This is a genomic window from Paenibacillus sp. FSL R7-0312, assembly GCF_038004445.1.
Taxonomy (GTDB): domain Bacteria; phylum Bacillota; class Bacilli; order Paenibacillales; family Paenibacillaceae; genus Paenibacillus_AQ.
Window position 1 is genome coordinate 5,130,017 of sequence record NZ_JBBORE010000001.1, and the last position, 21,983, is coordinate 5,151,999.

Annotated in this window: 17 protein-coding genes; 1 reads left to right on the forward strand and 16 read right to left on the reverse strand. The window is 51.3% G+C overall.

The annotated features are described in order from the left end of the window. Nucleotides 1-58: 58 nt before the first annotated feature. Nucleotides 59-853 (reverse strand): SDR family oxidoreductase, encoded by a 795-nt coding sequence (locus tag MKX70_RS22325; protein ID WP_340840755.1) that lies wholly within the window; start codon nucleotides 851-853, stop codon nucleotides 59-61. 158 nt (nucleotides 854-1,011) lie between these two features. On the opposite strand from MKX70_RS22325, the gene MKX70_RS22330 reads away from it, so the two are divergent. Continuing rightward, on the forward strand, nucleotides 1,012-1,896 hold the full coding sequence (locus tag MKX70_RS22330; protein ID WP_042236410.1) for a LysR family transcriptional regulator: 885 nt from the start codon (nucleotides 1,012-1,014) through the stop codon (nucleotides 1,894-1,896). A gap of 87 nt (nucleotides 1,897-1,983) precedes the next feature. On the opposite strand, the gene MKX70_RS22335 is transcribed toward MKX70_RS22330, so the two are convergent. From MKX70_RS22335 to MKX70_RS22405, 15 genes are all read right to left on the reverse strand, one after another. Next, nucleotides 1,984-4,797 (reverse strand): glycoside hydrolase family 2 TIM barrel-domain containing protein, encoded by a 2,814-nt coding sequence (locus MKX70_RS22335; protein WP_340840756.1) that lies wholly within the window; start codon nucleotides 4,795-4,797, stop codon nucleotides 1,984-1,986. A 2-nt stretch (nucleotides 4,798-4,799) separates the two neighbouring features. Further along, a complete protein-coding gene (locus tag MKX70_RS22340; protein WP_340840757.1) occupies nucleotides 4,800-6,404 on the reverse strand; it encodes a response regulator in 1,605 nt (534 codons plus the stop codon). Between the two features lie 11 nt (nucleotides 6,405-6,415). Then, the gene (locus MKX70_RS22345; RefSeq protein ID WP_042242531.1) at nucleotides 6,416-8,191 is read right to left on the reverse strand and encodes a cache domain-containing sensor histidine kinase; all 1,776 of its coding nucleotides are present in this window, start codon (nucleotides 8,189-8,191) and stop codon (nucleotides 6,416-6,418) included. Nucleotides 8,192-8,254: 63 nt separating this feature from the next. Then, nucleotides 8,255-9,937, reverse strand: a complete 1,683-nt coding sequence (locus tag MKX70_RS22350) for a hypothetical protein (protein ID WP_340840758.1) — start codon at nucleotides 9,935-9,937, stop codon at nucleotides 8,255-8,257. A gap of 31 nt (nucleotides 9,938-9,968) precedes the next feature. Further along, nucleotides 9,969-10,865 carry a carbohydrate ABC transporter permease gene (locus tag MKX70_RS22355; protein WP_340786211.1) on the reverse strand — a complete coding sequence of 299 codons (897 nt, stop codon included), beginning with the start codon at nucleotides 10,863-10,865 and terminating at the stop codon, nucleotides 9,969-9,971. Between the two features lie 6 nt (nucleotides 10,866-10,871). Further along, nucleotides 10,872-11,765, reverse strand: a complete 894-nt coding sequence (locus MKX70_RS22360) for an ABC transporter permease (protein ID WP_340840759.1) — start codon at nucleotides 11,763-11,765, stop codon at nucleotides 10,872-10,874. A gap of 207 nt (nucleotides 11,766-11,972) precedes the next feature. Beyond that, on the reverse strand, nucleotides 11,973-13,454 hold the full coding sequence (locus tag MKX70_RS22365) for an Lsa family ABC-F type ribosomal protection protein (protein WP_340840760.1): 1,482 nt from the start codon (nucleotides 13,452-13,454) through the stop codon (nucleotides 11,973-11,975). Nucleotides 13,455-13,742: 288 nt separating this feature from the next. Beyond that, on the reverse strand, nucleotides 13,743-14,600 hold the full coding sequence (locus MKX70_RS22370) for a Cof-type HAD-IIB family hydrolase (RefSeq protein WP_340840761.1): 858 nt from the start codon (nucleotides 14,598-14,600) through the stop codon (nucleotides 13,743-13,745). A 152-nt stretch (nucleotides 14,601-14,752) separates the two neighbouring features. Further along, a complete protein-coding gene (locus tag MKX70_RS22375; RefSeq protein ID WP_340840762.1) occupies nucleotides 14,753-15,913 on the reverse strand; it encodes an amidohydrolase family protein in 1,161 nt (386 codons plus the stop codon). Continuing rightward, nucleotides 15,910-16,974, reverse strand: a complete 1,065-nt coding sequence (locus MKX70_RS22380; protein WP_042236400.1) for a pyridoxal-phosphate-dependent aminotransferase family protein — start codon at nucleotides 16,972-16,974, stop codon at nucleotides 15,910-15,912. Before MKX70_RS22380 ends, MKX70_RS22375 begins: the two co-directional genes overlap by 4 nt. Nucleotides 16,975-16,997: 23 nt before the next feature. After that, nucleotides 16,998-17,747 carry an ABC transporter ATP-binding protein gene (locus MKX70_RS22385; protein ID WP_042236399.1) on the reverse strand — a complete coding sequence of 250 codons (750 nt, stop codon included), beginning with the start codon at nucleotides 17,745-17,747 and terminating at the stop codon, nucleotides 16,998-17,000. After that, on the reverse strand, nucleotides 17,747-18,508 hold the full coding sequence (locus MKX70_RS22390; protein WP_340840763.1) for an ABC transporter ATP-binding protein: 762 nt from the start codon (nucleotides 18,506-18,508) through the stop codon (nucleotides 17,747-17,749). Before MKX70_RS22390 ends, MKX70_RS22385 begins: the two co-directional genes overlap by 1 nt. Further along, on the reverse strand, nucleotides 18,508-19,374 hold the full coding sequence (locus tag MKX70_RS22395) for an ABC transporter permease (protein WP_340840764.1): 867 nt from the start codon (nucleotides 19,372-19,374) through the stop codon (nucleotides 18,508-18,510). Before MKX70_RS22395 ends, MKX70_RS22390 begins: the two co-directional genes overlap by 1 nt. After that, entirely contained in the window at nucleotides 19,371-20,360 is a 990-nt protein-coding gene (locus MKX70_RS22400) for an ABC transporter permease (RefSeq protein WP_231637665.1), read from the reverse strand. The genes MKX70_RS22395 and MKX70_RS22400 overlap by 4 nt, the downstream gene beginning before the upstream one ends. Continuing rightward, on the reverse strand, nucleotides 20,357-21,976 hold the full coding sequence (locus MKX70_RS22405) for an ABC transporter substrate-binding protein (RefSeq protein ID WP_340840765.1): 1,620 nt from the start codon (nucleotides 21,974-21,976) through the stop codon (nucleotides 20,357-20,359). The genes MKX70_RS22400 and MKX70_RS22405 overlap by 4 nt, the downstream gene beginning before the upstream one ends. Between the last annotated feature and the right edge of the window lie 7 nt (nucleotides 21,977-21,983).

Below are 21,983 nucleotides of genomic sequence, written 5' to 3' on the forward strand. Positions count from 1 at the left end.
TATCTTTTAGCGCAGATTTGCTCCTGCTTGCCAGTGAAAGTGAAAGTACGTCTGATGCTTATACCGTAGGCACGGTTCCTCCGTCTATCACATATTCAGCACCTGTAATGGATGCTGCGCGGTCGGAGGCCAGGAAAGCCACAAGCTCGCCTACCTCCTCCGGGAAGCCTGGACGGCCCAGCGGAATGCCGCCCAGTGAATCCATTACGGACTGCAGCGCACTTTCCACACTCCCTGTAACCTTCGCAATATTCTCCATAAAGGCATTGGCTGCTGTCGTCTGAATGAAGCCAGGGGCAACACGGTTTACACGGATACCTTGTGGAGAGAATTCTTTAGAGAGGCTTTTGCTGTAATTGCTTAGTGCTGCCTTAGCGGCTGCATAAGGAATAGTGGATTCGACCAGCGGCAGCACTCTTTGAATTGAAGAGATATGAATAATCACACCTTTTCCCTGTTCCAGCATTAAGGGGATCAGGCCCCGGTCCAGCCGGACCGACGCAAGCAGGTTGAGATTCAGCGCATCCATCCAGTGCTCGTCGCTTGCCGCAAGAAACCCGCCGGGAGGTGTAGAGCTGCCTCCGATGTTATTCACTACGATATCGATGCTGCCGAAACGTTCCTTAACCGCAGCAATCACTTTCTCCACGCCTTCTTTGGCAGACAGATCTGCTTGTACGAACAAGTCAGCATCCGCCAATCCAGACGGGAGTGTGCGGGCAGTAGTCATCACTTCAGCACCGGCTGCTTTAAACCGGTTAACGATGGCCTCCCCCATACCCTTGGTGCCACCTGTCACCAGTATTTTTTTGCCCTCGTATTCTGTCAGCGGGTTTGCATAAGTTATAGTCATTGTTGCAGCCTCATTTCATTAGTGATTCCTCGTTCAAGCTGCCGGGTGCAGTCCTTCAAGGTCTATAATAATTTTAAGCTTGATTAAGTTATGCGTCTAATTTATTATTTTCATTAAATCTATTATTAATATTAATGTAATGAGGAGACCCGTCTGAAATGGAGCTTACCCAATTAGAATATTTCCTGACCGTGGCTCGGCTTGAGCATATGACCTCCGCATCCAAGGCGCTTAGAATTACCCAGCCCGCGCTGAGTCATGCTATCTCCAAGCTGGAGAGTGAGCTGGGCGTTCCTCTGTTTGAGCGGAAAGGACGCAATGTCCAGTTGAATAGGTATGGGGTTATGTTCAGCAAATGGGTAGAAGAAGCGATGAACAATATCGGCAACGGTATACGTGAAATCGGAGAATGGTCGAATGCGGAGAGCGGTGTCATCCACATTTCGTATCTGAATATTCTCGGTGTTGACCTGGTGCCTTCACTGATCAGGGATTATCAGGCGGACAACCCCAAGGTACGGTTTAATTTGTATCAGGGAAATCATGGGGATATCGATGAAGCTCTGGAGACTGGCACTTCGGATATGCTGATCACTTCCAGAGAAACCACAATGAACGATGACGAATGGATGATTATCCGGCGAATGCCGATCTTTATTGTGGTCTCCACTCAGCACCGGTTTGCTTCACGCTCCAGTCTGAGTTTGTTTGAGCTGTCCGGTGAACCCTTTGTCGGCTTGAAAACGAACTGTGGACTCAAAGCTACGATTAGCTCGCTATTCAAAAACACCCATTTCGAGCTGGCCTCGACTTATGAAGCAGAGGACCTGATTACGGTAGCCGGCTTCATCAAAGCCGGGCTTGGAGTCTCTGTACTGCCGCAGACGCTGGGCTTAATGCTGGACGGCCTGGTCTGGATTCCGATTGAGGAAGAGGGCTGGGAATGGGAGGTCGGCTTGAAATGGCGTCATGACCGTTACCTGTCTCCTGCCTCCAGACGGTTTCTGGATTATATTCAGCAGGTTCGACTGAAGTCTGAATAGATGAGGGCTTATAATCTTGAAAAAGACACAAAGGAGCGACTCTCCCGGAATGGAGAATCGCTCCTTTGTGTTATTATTTCGTTCCTGCTATTGAATCAGCGCCTGAAGCTCGGCAACAGTTGCCTCATATTGCGGTTTGAATTCAGCAGATTTCATATAATTTGCCACGCTGGTCAAGAACTGTCTGCCTTCAGGGGTCTCGCTCACCTTCCCTGCATCCAGTGCACATACCAGCAGATTACCGTTGCCTACACGGCACTCCGTAAGGAAGCTAAGCTTATGATTACGTTCGAAATTATCAATGGTCTGCACAATGGGATTCCAACTGCGGTCCGCATCATCCATGATCAGTGATTTCGAATTCTCGACAATGCTCCACCATGGATAGGTCGAATGCTCCTCACCCGGGAACTCACGAAGTACCGGGTGGCTGTTATCAATCAGCAGACCCATTGTACCGACAGGTACAGGCCGGTTCATGCTCTCCGATATCGAACGGAACATCGGATAACACCAGAAATCTGTGCAGTAATATCCTTCTACAGCATTCTGGAGAGAGTCCGGCTCTGGCATCAGCAGCACATTTCCACCCTTCTCCAGCATTGTAAGCGCCTCTTCGGACAGCTCCGTGAATACGTGAATGTGCTCAAGCGGGTTGCTGCTCTGCTCAGGGTATACCCACAGGTCGTAGCTCTTGCGGATATCCGTTCCCTGGATGGAAAGGGATAATACGAACTTATTCATCCGGTCTACGGCAGGAAGAGTTACCGCCAAATCGCAAATGTCGATATAATGGCTTCCGGCCGGAATGGCCGCTAAGGTTGATCCTTCGGCTATTACGCTATCTTCTGCTGCAAGCTGCCATAGCAGCTGAGCGGAATCCGGCATACCGCTACGGAAGCAGCTAAGCTCCACATGGGCAGTGAACAATTCGCCCGAGGTATAATTATACTTAGGAAATCGTGCCATCAGCACCGCATCATTGCAGAATGTACGCCATTCCTCGGCACTAACCAGTCCTTTGGAATCCATGAAGGCATCAAGCACGCCAACCAGCGCAGTTCCCTGACCGCTGAAATCCTGCAGATCCAGCAGCTGGAAGCCGGCCAGCCGCCGCGAGCGGAAGGCGGCCTCAAGCTCTTCCTTATAACAGGCTACCGCAAGCTGGCCGGAGGCTTCAAAGTATTTCGATGCCAGATGACCCAGCCCCTTGCTCTCCAGCCGTTCACGGAAAATTACAAAGTTCTCAGCTTTGAGCGAACCTGTGTATTTCGCGATTTCTTCGAAATTAGGGAACGTAGCGTATTGTCCGATCTCATGCGAGACCACCGGAACCTGCGGAATCCATTCGCCGGATTCTCCGCCAGCCTGCACCGTTTTGGCTTCGGTGCCATACTGGATCTGGATCTCGCCGCCGGCAGCAGCAGCCTGTCCTCCTCCATTCAGGAAGTCCGGAGGAACGATCTGGTCGTCATAATCCTTCATCGTGCCTGGCACAGCCGTCTGGACATGGCCCAGCGGAGCATCGCACATTGCATAAGAGCCTCTGAACAAGCGGTCCCGGGTAAAACGCACCCCGCTGAAGAAGTCGTCATGCTCCAGAATCTCCGGTACCCATTGGTGGTTATTGGAGCCTTGGGTGTATAAAGGGCGGTCATCGAACGCTTTGTAGTCCTTCAGGAAGGAATCAATCTTCTCTTTGCTGCCCCACAGCTCGTTGCCGAGAGACATCATCACAAAGGATGGATGATTGCCAAACTCCCTTAGAATGGCATAGCCTTCACTGATCAGGTAATCCTGCTCTGCCTGATTATGCCCTTCGTCCGTTTCTACCGTAATCGTACCCCAGAACGGAAGCTCCGGCTGCATGTAGATCCCAAGCATATCTGCAGCGGTAAAAGCAGCCTCCGGCGGACAGCAGGTATGGAAACGGTAATGATTGATCCCGTAAGACTTGGCAATCCCAAGAATTCTGACCCATTCTTCAACATTTGTAGGAGCATAGCCGGTCAGCGGGAAGATCAGGCCGTCATGTTTGCCGCGGAGGAAGGTCTTCTCCCCGTTAATCGTGAACTTGTCCCCTTCTGCCCGGAATTCCTTCAGTCCGAAGATAACCTCCTGCCTGTCTATGACATTGCCTTTGCCATCCTTCAGAACCAGGAGGATGTTATACAGATTGGGAGCGGATTCACTCCATAGCAGCGCCTCATGACCGAGAGCGTAATCTACAGAGAATTTCCCCGGAGCTACTATGTACTCCTGCTCTTCTACCGTGTGTGAATCCTCACTATTGAAGCTCTTGGCAGATACTACAAGTGTAGTTTCGCTCTTACTCTCCAGAGTTGCTGCGATGCGGACGGAACGTGCAGCCAGTTCTGAATCCAAGCGGATGCCGCTAAGCTGTGACTCTCCGTAGAATTGCAGCTCCATACGGCCGGTAATTCCGTTCCAGTTCGTCTGGGTATCCGGCGAAGTCAGATGTCCGCCTTTGGTCGGGTAACCCGTGTTGTCTACCCGGACCGTGATCGTATGCGTACCCGGCTGCAGCTGCGGCAGCTTATATACATGGGCAGTGTTCAGACTGTCACGGCTGCCAATCTCCTGCCCGTCCACCCACAGCGTTGTAAGCCGTGTACGTTCCAAATATAGATAACTGCTCTTGCCGGCCAGCTCCTCTGGAATGTTAATCTCCCTGGAGTACCAGACGGGTCCTTCGAACATATATTCATCCGTAAGAGCGCTTACCAAAAACTCCTCATTCTTCGGTCCTTTGCGTGCATGGGAGGTTGTTCCCGGCAGTGTGATTACATCTGTGTAAGGTAATACAAGTCCCTGCTTACTCTCGTCTAACTGCAACTTCCATTCGCCTTCGAGGCTGATCTTTGTCTGCAAAATCCTCACTCCTAGTAATGGTAATCTCTGAACTCCTGCGGTGTGGTACCGGTAGTTTTCTTGAACAGGAAGGTGAAATAAGCCGCGGTCTGGAATCCCACCTGCTCTGCAACCTCATAGACCTTAACATTCGGGTCCCGGAGCAGCTCCTTGGCCTTGTTCATTCTTGCTTCCTGCGTGAAATCAGAAATCGTCCGGCCCATTTCTTTCTTGAACAGAACACTTAAATAACTGTGATTCAGGTGAAACTGCTCGGCCAGCTGCTTCACTGTTATATTCTCCTGGAGACGTTCCTCCAGCTGGCGGGCAACCCGCTGGATCAGGTTATGCTGCTGGGCGACTTGTTCTCCCTGACTAAGCTTAGCATATTGCGCCAAATATTCCAGTAATACCTTCCTGACGTCATTCACTCCGGTGCAGTCGATCAACCGCTGCCACATGAGAATATTCATCTCTGTATCCGTCTCTTGAAGCCGCTTCGTCTTACGCGCCAGCTCACTGAGCAAGCCCATACCGAAAGCCTGCACATAAGAAAAGGATACGGGCTCACGCGCTAGCAGCCTTTCAAATGCATGATTGAAATACACTGCTGCCTTCTCGCCCTCTCCGGTGTCCAGCAGCTTCACGATCTCCGGAATATATTCCTCACGTAGCCGGAAGTCCTGATATTCGTTCATCAGGCTCTGGTCAAAATATAGGATTTGCCCGTACCCGGCCAGTCTGGCACCGGACATCATATGCCTTACTTCCTTGTACAGCAGCGGTATTTCCGTCCAGGTATGGCACTCCCTGCTGATTCCGACTGTAACGGAAGCAGTGTACTGCTCCTTTAGAATATCTTGGATGAACGTGAGCTGCTTCTCAAGTCTTGCCCGGACCAAGGGTGTTGCATTCAGTACAATGACCGCCAGCTCATCCGCCCCAGTCTTGCCGATATAAACAGTAGAGAATCCCGCAAGCCCAAGCTTCACACAATTCAAGAGCCCTTCGCTATGCATAATCCGCTCCTTGGCATCATGCGGATTGTCCCGGAACAGACGGTCATAGCCGAAGAGGAATAACGAAGTCTGCCATTCCCCATCCGGCAATTCCAGCAGCCGCCGCCAGGATTCAAGCAGTTCTTCATTATGAATCCAGCCTTCGATCATATCCTTGACGAACCGCTCCTGCAATACCTCATAGCTCTCTGTAACCTTCTCCTTAAGCAAGGCGGTTTCCTGTTCGATCTGTTTTTTCTTCTCATACACTTCCCTGAACGCCGCAAGCTTCAACTCCAGCTCTTCTGTCCGGACAGGCTTCAGAACGTAGGCTTTAGCCCCCAGATGTATAGCTTCCTGCACAAATTCAAATTCGTCATATCCGCTTATCATCACTGTCTGCATAGACTGCAGTGCCGGATAATCCGCTTTGCATATGGCCAATAGCTCAATTCCGGTCATACCGGGCATGGAGACATCCGTAATCAGTACATCTACCGGAGTTTCCCGCAGGATCGCCAGTGCCTCCTCACCAGACTGCGCGGTTAGCGGCTCCTCGTATCCCAGGGCCTTCCAGCTGATATGCCGGACAAGCCCCTGAATCTGCATAGGTTCATCGTCAACAATTATTGCCCGCATAAAAGCACCCCCTATTTAATCTCAGGACTATCCGTGCAGACAGGGATAGATATGGTTACCTTGGTCCATTCGTCTTCTGTGCTGTCAATTTCAAAACGGCCCTCCGGACCGAAATACAGCGCCAGGCGCTCCCGGATATTGTTCATGCCGAATCCGTTTCGGGTTCCCCTGTAGCTGCCGGAACGAATCTGTTCCAGCTTCTCCCGGCTGATCCCCTGGCCATTATCAAAAATCTGGAACTGAATTCGATTCCCAACCCTCCTGATCGTGATCTGTATAAAAGCATGCGCCCTGGTCGGAATCCAGCCGTGCAGATAACAATTCTCTACCGTGGGCTGGAGGATCAGCTTAATGCTGTAAAGATCCAATACCTCAGGCTCCACCTGCCATTCTACCGACACCTGACCGGGATACCGCAGCTGCTGGATTTCAATATACGCCTTCAGATGCTCAATTTCATCACGGATTAGGGTCACATTAACCCGGTTGTTGAGCGCAAGCCGGTAGAAGGTGGTCAAGGCATCTATCGTCCGGATTTGGATATCATCCTGCTGATCCATAGCCCGCCAACGGATCAGGCTAAGGGAATTATAAATGAAATGAGGGTTGATCTGTGCCTGCAGCGCCCGGAATGATTGCTCACGTTCCTTGAGCATGGCCTCTGTATGCTCCTCTACCAGCTTTCTCAAACGGCCGGACATGGAGTTGAACAGTACCTCAAGCTCACCGAGTTCATCATTGTCACGGTTCCTGACGGTCGCTTCGAAATACCCTTCCGAGATATCGGTCATCCGGATCCCCAGCTTGCGTATCCGCCAGATGACATTTTTGAGGACAATCATGATCAGAAAAATGGATATCAGCAGGAAGAAGGCAATGCCTATTGCAATATAGTACATAATACGCGTAGATTGCTCTTCCAGCCGGTCGAGATGTACAAGCGCAGCAACGGTCCAGCCGGACTTAATCTCTTCTGTGATCAGCATCATTCCGTTCCGGGTGACCGTGGACGGCTCAGAACCGTTCCAATACTGCCCTAAGGAGGAGGAATCCAGGCGGCTGCCTATCTTCGCAGGCTCGGAGGAGGCAATAATCTGCCGGTTGTCGTCTACGATATACATTTGCCCGGCCCCGTCAAAGGGATGGTCGAAGGATTCCATGAACACACCGTTATAGTCCAGCAGCAGATAGACTATTCCGTAGACATCGCCGTACGCATTCAGAATCTTGTGGGACACCACCAGCTTTGTTTTGTCATCGGCGGCATTCCTCCATACCAGATTGTCCGGGGTATTCAGCATCTGCGTATACCAGTCCTTCTCACGTACGCCGGAGAGCAGCCGGTCCTCCGGCTTCCATAGAAGGCCACCATCCTGCACAAGGGTGTCGTTGGTATGATAGATCCGGAAGTTCTCAATGCCCGGCAGGTATTTGCTCGTAAGCAGGAACGAACGGTCCACATAATTTACGGTCGCCAGCTGCTCTTCGATATTTCCGTAATCCCTGGACAGCCTGGAGATCAGCTCCCCGTCCGTAGCTGTCCTGGTGGCCAGAAGATCATAGCTCTGCTTGCGGAACTCGATGCTCTGCGCACTTTGCCGCACCGCCTCGCGGATGGTAAGCAAGTAATTTGCCCGTACCGTATGCAGCATCATATAACCCGCACCTGCCGCGAGCATTACGGTAGGGATGAATACAATCAGACTATAGAATAAGACGATCTTGCTCCTCAGATTCATGGAACGGGTCATACGGATGATCCATTTCTCTATATGTTGTTTAATCATATGTCCCCCCATGAAGTGCAAAGGGAGCCCCCTCTTTACGAGAGGTGCTCCGTACTTAATATCTTATTGGGCTGGTACTTCTTCCTTGTAGGTATCCAGCCATTCCTGTCTGACTTCACTCCAGTGTCCGCGTTTCTCCAACGCTGCCTGGAAGTCCTTCCAGTTGCTCTCGAACTGGTCCGCATCCTTGGACATCAGCAGCTTGGCACGGTATTCCTTGCGGATATTCTCGATTTCCGGGGCGTATTTCTCCCATGAGCCGCCTTCCTTCATCGGGAACAGATCGTAAGGCTCAGCTACGCGTATAGTACCCATTTTACCAATGGCTTCGGTGAACTCTATTGTCTTAGCGGCTCCGGCTTTACCGCCATCCTCCGTGTTCCACCAAGGGTACCATGCGTTACTGTATGAGGAAGCCATGTAGAGCTCAGGTGTAACCTTTGCCTTTTGTGCAGCATCTCCTGAATTACGGCCTGTTTCGTATGTTTCGTCGATAAATTTCCATTTGCCCAGCGGCTGATCGCTCCAGTCCCAATACAGACCCGCCGGTCCTTCATTGATAATCTGCTGCATTTCCGGTTTAGGCTGCAGCGTATAATCGAAGAATTTCAGAATGGCATCCAGGTTTTTAGTTTTATCACTGATATACACATCATAACCCGGATTCGGATTAGTAACCTGATTAATACCCAGCTTCTCTACACCATCCACTTTAGGGAATGGGATCGTTTCATAGAACCAGCCCGGTTCGGTTGGTCCGTCCAGCGTCTCCCAAGCGGAGGAAGGAATGTTCCAGAAGCTGCCTGCATTCATGGCAACACGGCCTGACTTATTTTTCTCCCCGTACTGCTCCTTCTTGCTGGTTACTACCTCAGGATCAATCAGCTTCTCCTGATACATCTTATTCATCCATTGATAGGCGGCTTTGTAGTTAGGATCATCGTAAGCGAATACAAATTCATCGCCGCGTTTGTCGACCCCCTTACCTGCGGTGCTCACACCGAAGGCGGTCAGAATGGCGTTCTCGTCACTCCAGCCTATGGAATCGCTGGTATCCATCAGGAAGGAAAGCGGAATCAGCGGTTTGCCCGAAGCGTCCTTCTGCTCGGCAGCTTTTTTAAGGAAGGTCTCAACCCCGGCAAGCGTAGACAGATCCTCTTTGGTCATCCCTGTCTTCTCCAGGACATCACTTCTCACAATCCAAGCCTGTGAAGCCCAACCCGGCCACGGCTCTTCAGGGTTCTGGTCAAACCAGGTCGGAATGGACCAGATATGTCCTTCATCATCCTTCATCAGGTCCAGATACTGCTTAGGGATGGAGGCCAGTCCCGGATATTTGTCGGGCATGTCGAAATACTGCTCAAGCGGCATCAGCTGTTTGGACCGCTGCATCGCACTTTTCACCGTTTCATTCCGGCTGAAGATGGCAGCATCCTCGAACCCGCCGGTATTGATTTTGAGATTAAGCGCTGTCATTGCATCGCCTTGTGTAGTCTCAAGCTTAACATCCACTTTCGGCTCCTGCTCACGCCAATACTTCTGAACCAGGCTGTCGTTGTTAAGAGTTGCGGTCCAGCCCAGCCAGAGATTGAAGGAGGTTGAACCGCTCGCTGGCGTATTGCCTGCGGTTTCGTTGCCTAAAGCAGCATTGTTAGGTGTATCCTTGCTGTTTCCGGAACATGCCGTAATGGTTGTCAGTAAGACTGCGGCTGCCAGGACCGTTAGTCCTGATCTCTTGATCTTCATTAAATAACTCCCCCTGTGTTCTTATTGTACCTCATCCTTTCACTGAACCTACAAGTACCCCCTTTACGAAGTATTTCTGCAGAAACGGATACACGCATAGAATCGGAAGAGCGCTTACCATAACGACTGCCATTTTAATCGACATCAGCGTTATGTTCGCCATCTGTGAACTTCTGGCCAGCGCTTCCTGGTTTGTATTTGATCCGAGGACAGCGGATAGATCCTGAGCCGCCAGCAACTGCTGCAGGAAGGTCTGTACAGGAATTAAATCTTGCCTTGTGACATAGAAGGCACCGGCGAACCAGTCATTCCAGTGACCTACTGCGGTGAACAGCCCAAGAGCGGCTAACATCGGCTGAGAGAGCGGAACCACAATCTGTATCAGAGTGCGGAAGGGGCCTGCCCCGTCCAGCTCCGCGGACTCGATCAGCGCTTCCGGAATTCCCTGGATGAACTTCAGCATGACGAACATATTCCAGACCGAGAACAGGCCGGGGAAAATATAAACCCAGAACGTGTTGATAAGCCCGAGATTGTTCAGCTGAATATAGAAGGGAACCAGCCCACCGCTAAATAACATGGTCAAGAGAATGTAGCCAAGAATGGTGCTTCTTAAAGGCAGTCCCCGGTAGGACAAGCCAAATGCTACCAAGAGCGTAACAATAAGTCCCGCAAACGTGCCTATTACGGTTCTGCCAATCGTGATCAGATATGACTGGCGGATGACCTGATTGCCGAGTACGATTTCATAGTTAATCCAAGTAAAATCCTTTGGCCATAAATACACGCCGCCTTTGGCTGCACTTGCCCCATCATTTAAAGAAATGGCCAGCATATACAGGAACGGGTACAGGACAGACAAGCATAGCCCGCCCAAAATGATGACGATGATAAGCTGGGCTATTTTTTCACCTCTGCTGAGCTTCATGAATCTTCACCATAATCCTTCCCCGTTTATTCTTCTGGACAGCTGATTGGTTGAGACAACCAATATTAGGCTGAGTACTGAAGATAACAGCCCTACGGCGGTAGCCATTCCGAAGTATCCCTGCTGCAATCCGTTACGGATAATATAAGTATCCAGTACATCCGCTACGCCTTGGTTAGCCGAATTCATCAGCGGATAAATCTGATCCATCCCTACGGTAATCAGGCTCGGAATGCTCAGGATCAGGACAATTGAGATTGTCGGCAGCATACCCGGAATGGTGATATGCCGGATCTGGGCCAGCTTGCCTGCACCCTCAACCTTGGCAGATTCATAGAGCTGCGGATCAATCGTTGTGATGGCGGCCAGATAGAGAATCGTGTTCCAACCGGTCTCCTTCCACAAACTGCTTAAGATAACCATAGGCCGGAACCAGTCTGTCGAACCCAGGAAGAATATGGGGTCTCCACCTGCTTTGCCGATCAGCTCATTGACCAGGCCCCCGTCCAGTGTCAGAAACGACTGTAGAATGTAAGCGACTACAATCCATGAGAAAAAGTGTGGCAGATAGCTGACGGATTGAACGAAACGCTTAAAGACCGGCCGTGTGACTTCATTAATCAGCAGCGCCAGCAGAATTGGTGCCGGGAATCCGAAGATGAACTTAAGCACCGATATATATAGCGTGTTTTTGACCACGGTCAAAAATTGGGGGTCCTGCAGGAAGGAGAAGTTATTCAGCCCTACCCATGAGCTGTTCCAGATTGAAGTGCCTATCTGGAAGTCCCGGAAGGCCACTTGAATCCCTGCCATCGGTATGTAGTTGAACAACAGCAGCAGGACTACTCCCGGTAGAATCATTAAATATTGCCAGCGGTACTTGTAAAACTTTGCGTACAATGTGCATCCCCTCCTTGATAGTTCTATCATAAATTAACGGGGGATCACTTCATATATAACAGCGGTTGGATATCTATTGCTCTGATTGGATATTTAAAGCGCTTACCCATCATTGTGGATCGCCTTCATCCGCGTACCAAAAAGCACCTGCCTATTTAGTAACGGCAGATGCTTTTTTTGAAATTCAAATCCTGTTATCGGCCAGGCTCAATCCAGATAAACCTGTTTCGTTGCGATATTCGTGCAGAATTCCCGGTCGTGCTCCACAAACAGGATTGTCGGCGTATGTTCCATCAGCAGCTCTTCAATCTGCATCCGGGAGATGACATCAATGAAGTTAAGCGGCTCATCCCAGATATGCAGATGCACCTTCTCGCTGAGGCTCCGGGCAATCAATACTTTCTTCTTTTGGCCGCCGCTGAAGGTGGAGAGCTCCTTCTCGAACTGGATCCGCGAGAAATCAAGTTTGCGCAGAATCGATTTGAACAGGCTCTCATCGATCCCGTGCTCTCTGGCATATTCGGTCAGACTGCCCTGCAGATGCGAGGTGTCCTGTGATACATAAGAAATGGCAAGCTGACTATCTTTAATGAAGCTGCCGGTATATTTCATGTCCTCCCCGCAGATCAATTTGAGAATACTCGATTTCCCGGAGCCGTTGCTGCCGGAGAGCGCTATCCGGTCCCCCCGCTCAATCGTGAAGCTCACCTCTGAACATACGCTTTTATCCCCGTAATAGATCGAAACATCATCCAGCTGGACCAGCTGTTGCTTATGATACGGAAGCTGTGATATTTCCAGACTGTCCGAGCTTTCAATGTTCCGCAGCAGCTTGGATTTCTCGGTGATCGCAGATTCCTGTCGCTGCTGGATCGATTTCGAGCGTTTCATCATTTTTGCAGCCTTGTGGCCGACATAGCCCTTATCTAATTTGGAGCCGGAGTTCCGGGTGCCGTTCTTGGACTTCTCGACCTCATGGGCCCAGCCGCCCGTCCGTTTGGAGGAAGCCGATAACCGCTTAATGTCCCGCCGCAGCTTCTCGTCTTCCGCCAGCTCAAAGTTATCCTGCCTAGTCTTATTCTCCCACCAGCTGCTGAAGTTCCCCTTCTGGATCTCAATGTTGGTCTTGTTGATCGACAGGATATGGTCTACACAGTTGTCTAAGAAGGCTCTGTCATGGGAGACCAGAATATAGCCGCTCTTCGTGCTGAGATAGTCACTGACCAGTTTACGAGCCTTCATATCCAAATGGTTGGTGGGTTCATCGATGAGCAGGAAGCTATTCTCCTTGATGAAAAGGGCTGCCAGCAGCACCTTCGTCTGCTCCCCGTTCGATAATGAATTGAAGGGCCGGTACAGCACATCCTCCGCCACCTTCAGCAGGTTCAGCTCCCGCATCAATTTCCAGTGAACATATTCCGGGTCAATTTCACTGATTACATCCAGGGTCTGACTTGTGGGGTCCGCAACCGGAAACGGGAAGTATTCAAAGCTTACTTGTGCGGATATCGTCCCGCTGTATTCATATTTGCCGAGCAGCAGGTTCAGGAAGGTGGTTTTGCCCCGGCCGTTGCGCCCGGTGAAGCCCAGTTTCCAATCGGTATCCAGCTGGAAATTCACCTGCTCAAAAATATTATCGTATGTGCCCTCATAGGCAAACGTCAGATTGCTCACATTGATTAATGACATACAATATCCTCCTGTATAAAATAATAAAAGCTGCAAGAAGGATATCTTCTTACAGCTCAAATAAATACAGCAAATTCAGCCCGGACGGACTTGAATAAGGATATATGGATTGAGTGAAAAGATGCAGACCCTTCTTGCATATAAAGAATAAAACTATAAAGCTGTTTTATTGTTTAATACCGCAAGAGAATCCTACACTATACTATTCAACTCCAATCCTTTAATTAAGTGCATTTTACCATGTGCTTTATCGGATATCAACCCGGGCCGTATGCACACAGTGTCTCTTCAAGCAGAGATCAGACCGTATTTCAGGAAACAGTTATATAGTCCATCTTCCTCAATGTGGTCGGTGATATCATCGGCAATCTCTTTGAGCTGCTCTCTGGCATTGCCCATAGCAACACCTACCTGGACATATTCCAGCATCTCCAGATCATTAAGCCCATCACCGAGCGCCATGCTGTCTTCACGCGGAATGTTCAGGTGCTTCAGTACATCGGCAATAGCCGAAGCCTTGTGGACACCCGGAATCATCAGCTCCCCGCTGTTCTCTCCAAACAGGGGGATAGAACTCTGGAGTGCTGTGAACCTCCCTTCTAATGCCTCCTGGATCTGATGAAAGGGCAGACTGCTCTCCAGAAAGCAGATTTTGTTGACATCATCCAAATATAATTCTTCGTTTCCATATGTCAGTGTAGCGATATAAGGATGCGGGGACAGCCGTTTGCGCTCCTGTGCTGCAGGATCATTCAGCAGATCACCATAAATTCTGCGTTCCAGATGCGGCTGCAAATTCCGGCTTCCGTATAAGGCGGTGTTGGATTCCAGAATGAAATCCACCTCATTGGCGTGGAAATAATCGATCAGATGTTTGGCGTCTTCCGGGGTTACTTTTTTGTGATAAAGCATTTCATTGCCGCTCTCTACATACCCGCCTGCCGCTCCGATCAGGCCGTCGAAGCCGATATTCCAGATCGAGTCATAGATTTCAGCCTTCGAGCGGCCGGTACACAGGTAGAGCAAATGCCCGTTCTCCCGCGCCTGTCTGCACGCCTGCTGCGCCGATTCCGGTATGATTCCATTCTCTGTGAGAAGTGTTCCGTCAATGTCGATGAAGACTATTTTTCTGCTGCTCTGACTCATGAATCCCCAGCCCCCTTGTGTAATGTTCCTCTGAACTATAATTTATGTAATGCGTTCCAGGTCAAGGATTATTTTCAGAAATGAACGTGAAAAAGGACTGACCCAAAACCATGAAATGGTTAAACGGGACAGTCCTAGCATGCTGAGCACGATCAATTTGTCTGGATCAGATCCGATTCCTGCGCCCCGGTAACCACCGAGATGATGCTCTTCCGCAGCTGATCTGCATTCTGTGCCTGATAGGGATCGGCAGCAAAGATTACCGCATCCGCAATATAGCCCTCGGCAATCTGCCCCAGCTCATGACCGCTTCCAAGGATCTCTGCGGCGTCTTGTGTAGCGGACTTCCATGCTTCTGCCCGGTTCAGGCCGTAATCGAACAGCGTATCGAATTCCTGCAGGTTGTAGCCATGCAGTGAAGGAGTTGCATAATCCGTACCGAATCCAAGACGTATTCCCGCCCGCTTGGCATATCCAATGGCCGTGGCATGAGCATCGGCGGCACGGGCAGCCCGTTCACAAATGACCGGACTCAGCGCCAGTACACCTTTGGGATCGGCAGCGATCCGGTAGATCGAAGTTGTAGGCACGAAGGCTACGCCGGACTCGGCCAGTCGGCCTGCCTGATCCCAGGTCAGGAACATCCCATGCTCTATGGATTCCACTCCGGTCTGGATGGACCAGTCTATCGTTACGCCGCCCCAGGTATGTACCAGAACCTTCTTCCGGTTCGCATGGGCATGACGGACGATGAAGGCGAACTCTTCCTCAGAGAAGTTCGGCTCCGTTACCTTCTCGGTAGGTGCACCAAGTCCTCCTGTTGCCATGATTTTGATCCAGCCTGCTCCGGTAGCGTAGATATCTGCCAAGCGGCCCTCCAGATGCTTAACCCCCTTGGCATCCGCTGCGCCCAGCATTTCACTGCTGGTCTGCACCCGTAACGGCTGCTGATAATACTTCACGAGATGACGGATGGTGCTTGGCAGAATGCCGCCGGCATCACGCGCAGTAGTTACGCCAGTGCGTAAAGTGGCTGCGAAGGCTTCTGCCTGCATCACTTCAACCTCCCGGCTGTCCCGGTTCAGCTGGTCAGCATGATCGAAGTCGGTCCAGGCCAGATGCGTATGCAGATCAATGATCCCCGGACTGATCCATAGCTTCTGCTGAGGTTGTTCCGCCTGTACATGCTGCGGTTCTGCTTCCTTAACCGAAGTGAACCGGCCATTCTGAATTTCAATATCGAACTGTTTGCCTTCGATACCTGCGATATGGATACCGCTGTACGCCTGGAAATGCGGATGCTTGAGAATCATAGGGCTTCACCCCAAACCTGATGAACAGCTTGTACGGCCTGCTCCGCATCCTGCTCCAGTAATCCGGCAAGCGTCCGCACTGCGCCTTCAACACCTTCCCGGCTGGCATTTGCCCCGAAATGGTTAATCCGCAGCAGCTGGCCGGATAATTCGCCGTCTCCGGGAGCCACGATGCCGATTGGCTGCTTGATCAGCAGGTTCTGCTCCCCGTTCACTCGAACCGTAGTCGTCAATGTGGAATAATGCCGGTTATTCTTCTGCCAGGGTTCAAGCCCCAGAGCTGTGATCCCCGCTATGGCAGAAGCTGCTGCAAGTTCATGGCGCTTAATCACTTGAGCCAGTCCCTCTTCGGCAACAGCTGTCAATGCCTGGATCAGCGCTCTGGCTTCAAGTACCGGAATATTCGGCGGGACACGAAGCGGCGGCGTGCCATCCGGTGCCGGCTTCAGATCGAGCAAGGATAGAATGGAATTGCGAGGCGCTCTTTCATTCGACTCCAGGAAGGCCCAGCCGCGTGGTGAAATGCTGACTGCGCTGACACCGTTAGGTCCGGCGAGCGCTTTTTGCGCACCCATTACGGCAAAGTCCACGGACCACTCATCGACTAGCAGAGCCTCTCCGCCTACTGCTGATACAGAATCCGTCACCGTAAGGAGATTATGCTGGCGTGCAAGCCCGAAGATTTCCTTCGCAGGGTTAGAGCCGCCTGTAACTACTTCTGCCTGTACGAAAGAAATAGCAACCGGATGATACCGCTCAACTGCAGACGCAACCTCTTCCACAGTAATGACTTCATCAAAGGAAACTTTCACTTCGATCACCGTCGCTCCGCCGCGCTCCAGCCATTGTCCAAACAAACTGCCGTAAGGGCCAGTCACTACATTTAGTATGGTCCGGCCGGGTGCAGCAATTCCTGCAGCTACCGCTTCAATGCCTAAAATGGCTTCCCCCGGAATGATCACTGGAGGGTACTGGGTGGATAAGAGATTAGAGAGCTGTCCTGTTAATGTATTGAACTCTGACAGGGTCAGCGGGACAAATCCTTGTGCTTCTCGGTTCATATAGACCTCCTGATGTAATTGTGTCATTGTGGCATCTTCGGAACCGCAGATAACAGCTCACGGCTATATTCATGGTCCGGACGGATGAAGAACTGATCCTTGGTATTGATCTCTACCAGCTTCCCCTGCCGCATGACGGCAACGGTGTCGCTGACTGCGTGAATAACCCCGAGATCATGAGAAATGAATAACACGGTCAGATTAAGCTCAGCCTTGAGCGTGTGGAACAGTTCCAATACGCTCCGCTGCACGGATACATCGAGTGCACTTGTCGGCTCATCGGCGATCAGCAGGCTCGGCTCCACACTTAGAGCGCGTGCAATGGCAATCCGCTGGCGCTGGCCGCCGGAGAATTCATGCGGATATTTGTCCAGGGACCTGGCTTCCAGCTGCACCCGGCTAAGGAGCTCTTTACTTCTTGTCTCCACTTGGGAACGGTCGACAATCCGGTGAAACAGCAGGGCTTCAGACAGAATCTGCCGGATAGAATGCTTGGGATTCAGCGAGGCATCCGGATTCTGAAAGATCATCTGAATCTTCTTATGCTGCTCTCTGCTTCTCTTCTTGCGCAATTCCTGGGAACCCAGCAGAATCTGCCCCTCATCCGGAGCGATCAGCCCGGCAATGACCCGCGCCAGCGTAGACTTTCCTGAACCGGACTCTCCGACAAGTCCAAGCGTCGTATGCTGCTCCAAATCCAGCTGAATATGGTCGAGCGCGGTAAATCCGCCGTAACGGACCGTTAAATCCCGCACCTGCAAAGCTAAATCCATTATTGTCCGCTCCCTTCAAGCTCCAGCTCCGGCAACGGAAGCACCGAATCGATCAGCATCTGCGTATAGGGATCAGCCGGATGCTGCAATAGACTAAGCGTCTCACCGTGCTCGACAATCTGCCCCTGCTTCATGACATACAATCTGGAGCAGAGGTTAGCGGCAATTGCCAGATTGTGTGTAACGAAGACCATGGCGAAGCCCAGCTCACGCTGCAGACTGGTGATCGTGTCGATGATCTGCCGCTGAACGGTGACGTCCAGGGCGGTTGTCGGCTCATCGCAGAGAAGAATGCCGGGCTTACAGGCAAGAGCCAATGCGATAACAACACGCTGACACTGGCCGCCTGACAGCTGGCTGGGATAGCGGTCCTTTTTTCTCAAAGAATCCGGAAGACCCAGTCTTTCAAGCAGCTCCAGCGCAATCGTCCGTGCAGCTCTCCGGCTGACCTGTTGTCTGTAATACACGACTTCTGCCAGCTGCTTCACAACCAGACAGAGCGGGTCCAGCGCCCCTCTCGGGTCCTGGAATACCATCGCACTGCTTACCTTACTCCGGACGGTCCCTCCGGTCTGCTCCACACCACGAGGAAGGATACCAAGGATTGCTCGCAGGGTAAGCGACTTGCCGGAGCCCGATTCCCCTACCAGCCCGAGACTCTCCCCGCGCCCAAGTGAGAAGCTTACATTATTGACGAGGATCTCTTTCGACTTGGCTGCGAGTATCAGTGATTCTACTTCAAGCACAGGCTCAGTTGACATTATTTTTTCCTCCAAATATCGGCCAGGCCATCCCCTAACAGAGACAACGCTATCCCCGTATATACCACGGCGAATCCCGGAACTGCTGACAGCCACCAGGCGGTGGTAATGAAGGGTTGTCCGTCTGAGATCATTGTCCCCCAGTCCGGTGTAGGCGGTGCGATACCGATACCCAGATAACCCAGTGTAACAATGGCAACGAGCAGCCCGACCATATCCGTCATCAGCACAACAACGGCTTGCGGCAATACATTAGGCAGGAGATGGCGCAGAATAATGCGGCTGCCGGGCAGTCCCAGGGTCTGGGCAGAAGCCACCCATTCCTGTTCCCGGAAGGATGCGCTAAGACCTCTGACCACACGGGCGAACACAATCCAGCCCACGAGAATGAAAGTGATATAAATCCCCCGCTCTCCGGCACCGCTGGCGAAGGCTACGATAATTACGATCAGATAGAACGGGAAAGCGATAAATGTATCGGTAATCAGTGCAATAATTCTATCGGTCCATTTGCCGTAATATCCTGACAGCATCCCCAGTAGGACACCGGTACAGAAAGGAATGATCTCGGCCAGAACCATGATAGTCAGATCCGTCCGCGCTGCATAGATCAGTCTGGTAAACAAATCACGCCCCAGCTGATCGGTACCCAGCCAGTGGGTGGAAGACGGCGGCTGCAGGAAGGCGCTCAAGTTCTGCTCCGTCGGATGATACGGACTTAAGTAAGGGATGAACAGAGCCAGCAGAATAAGCACTGCAAACATAATGATTCCGATCAGCAGGGATGGGGTATTCCATATCCGTCTCAGCCCGTTTACTTTCTTCTTGCCCTCTGGCAATTGTATATCTGGCGTTGTAGTTGTCATTGTTTCCCCTTCGTTCTGGGATCCAGCCACCAGGAGATGATTTCAATCAGCAGACTGATGATCACTACAGATAGCGCACAATATAGGGCTATTCCTTGGATGACAGGGAAATCCCGATTCGAAATTGAAGTGAACAGCAGGCTGCCGATCCCTTTGATACCGAATACCTGCTCGACGACGAGCGTACCTCCGATGAGATAAGAGATGTTGACTCCCAGCAGCATCAGTGTCGGCAACGCAGAGTTGCGCAGGACATGCTTAAACAGAATAACTCTGGAGGGTATACCCGCTGCTCTCAGCGTGACCACAAAGTCGGATTCGAGTACCTCCAGCATTTGCGCCCTGAGCGAGCGGACCAGCGTAGGAATCTGTGAAAAAGCAACCGTTATCGCCGGCAGCGCCAGGCTACGCAGCGTCCCTGTGAAGCCTTCGCCTATTCCCCCGACAGGGAACCAGCCCAGCCGGACACTAAAGAGCAGAATCAAAAGGATGCCAACCCAGAAGATTGGCATACCGAGAGTGATCGCAGGAAAGATGCGGATCAGATGATCCAGCAGTTTATCCTTATGTGTGGCTGCAGCAGTAGCAAGCAGAAGTGCAGTAATAATTGCCAGCACACAGGCAATTAGGATAAGCAGCAAAGTTACAGGAGCCCGCTGCATAATCAGCTCTCGTGCCGAGGTGCCCATAATAATGGAGTTGCCGGTATCCCCTTGCGTAAACAAGGTCTTCATAAACCGGATGAATTGTTCCCATAGCGGGAGATCCAGCCCCAGGGTGTGATGCATATTCTTAAGCGCTTCGGGCGTACTGTATTCTCCGAGAATCATCTTGGCAGGATCGCCGGGTACAATACGTATGAGGAAAAAGACTGCCGTCATCACGCAGAGGATAACAATTAAGGCTCTTACAAGTGCTATCCCCAGCCACTTGTAAGAACCATTGTTTCCTTGCGCACCGGTTAAGGTTTGCCTGGAATTCATCATTTGCTTATGCGCACATCTTCCAGACGGATACTGCCGTTAGGCAGAACAACCAGTCCATCCACCGAAGAACGGGCACCAATCAGGATATCCGGGTAGTAGAGCGGAATATAAGGCACTTCATCGGCAAGCGTCTGCAGCAGTTCGGTGTAGATGGCTGCGCGGGCATCGCCGTCTGCTGTTTTTTGACCCTCATACAGCAGCTTGGTTACATTATCATTCGTGTAATGCGTCCAGTACGATTTGCTGAAGCCTTCCGGATCGGTCTGGAACGCCAGGATCGAATTCGCTTCCGGAGAGTCGGCTTGACCGCTGTTCAGCATCGCCGCGAAATCATAGGCGAAGAAGCGTTCACGGAAGGTAGCCAGTTCAACGGATTCGATCTCAATCTTGATTCCGATGGTCTGACCTGCTGCCTGAATAATCTGTGCTTCCTGGGCTCTTGTGCTGTTGCCGGAAGCGATAAGCAGCTTGGTTGAGAATCCGTTAGGGAATGCAGATTTGGCAAGCTCTTCCTTGGCTGCGGCGGCATCGAAGTTCAATGACTTAAGGGTATCATTGGCGTTGTATGGAATTGTTGTCGGCAGCAAAGAATTGGCGGTCTGTGCATATCCGAAGGTTAATGCTTTGGTCAGACCGTCACGGTCTAGCGCCAGCGCCAGTGCACGGCGCACATGCACATCGGAGAAATGCTCATCCAGCGTGTTGAAGAACAATTGCTCCGTCACCCAGCTGCCGTTCGTTACGACAGTAGTGTCTGTGCCGTCCTTAATCTCCCCTGCATTCTGAAGGGACAGAGCTTCTACTGCATCCACTTCTCCTGCCTTCAGCTGGTTGATCGCCTGGCTGTCGTCTTCAATCAGTTTATAGACAAGCTTATCGATATAAGGCTTGCCTTCCTGCCAGTAGTTTGTGTTCTTGGTGAAGGTAACATCACCAGCAGGGTCCCAGGTTTCAACTACGAAAGGTCCCGTGCCTACCGGCTTCTTGAAGAACTCTTCTTCGCTGACGCCGCCGAAGTTATTCGGGATGATACCGTTGGAGAAGTTCGACAGCTCAGAGATGAACGGTGTGTACGGTTCTTTCAGCTTAATTACCAGCGTCTTGTCATCCTGTGCCTTGAAGGATTCGACCGTCGCCGAGATCGCCAGCGGACCTTCAACCGTCAAATGACGGTTCAGAGAGAACACGGCGTCCTCTGCTGTGACTGGCGTTCCGTTCGAGAACTTCAGACCGTCACGCAATACGAAGGTATACGTCAAGCCATCTTCACTGATCGTGTGCGCCTCTGCAAGAAAGTCCTTAATTTCACCCTTGCTGTCAAAAGCGACCAGTGATTCAAACACTTTATCAATTGCAAACGCATTATTGGAGGTGATCTGGTTATGCAGATCAAACGAGGTTACTGAAGCCGGCCGGCCATAGGTAAAAGTACCTCCTGCAGCAGGTTCTGCTGTGCTTGTGCTTTCGGTTGCGGCTGGACTTGCACTTGCCTGAGCGCCATTACGGGTGTCCGCATTGTTGTTGGAACCGGAGCAGCCTGCCAGTAGCATTACAAACATTACTGTCAGTGTCCCCATTCCAATCGTTTTTCTAAATTTTGCATTTAACTTGGTCACGTGTGAT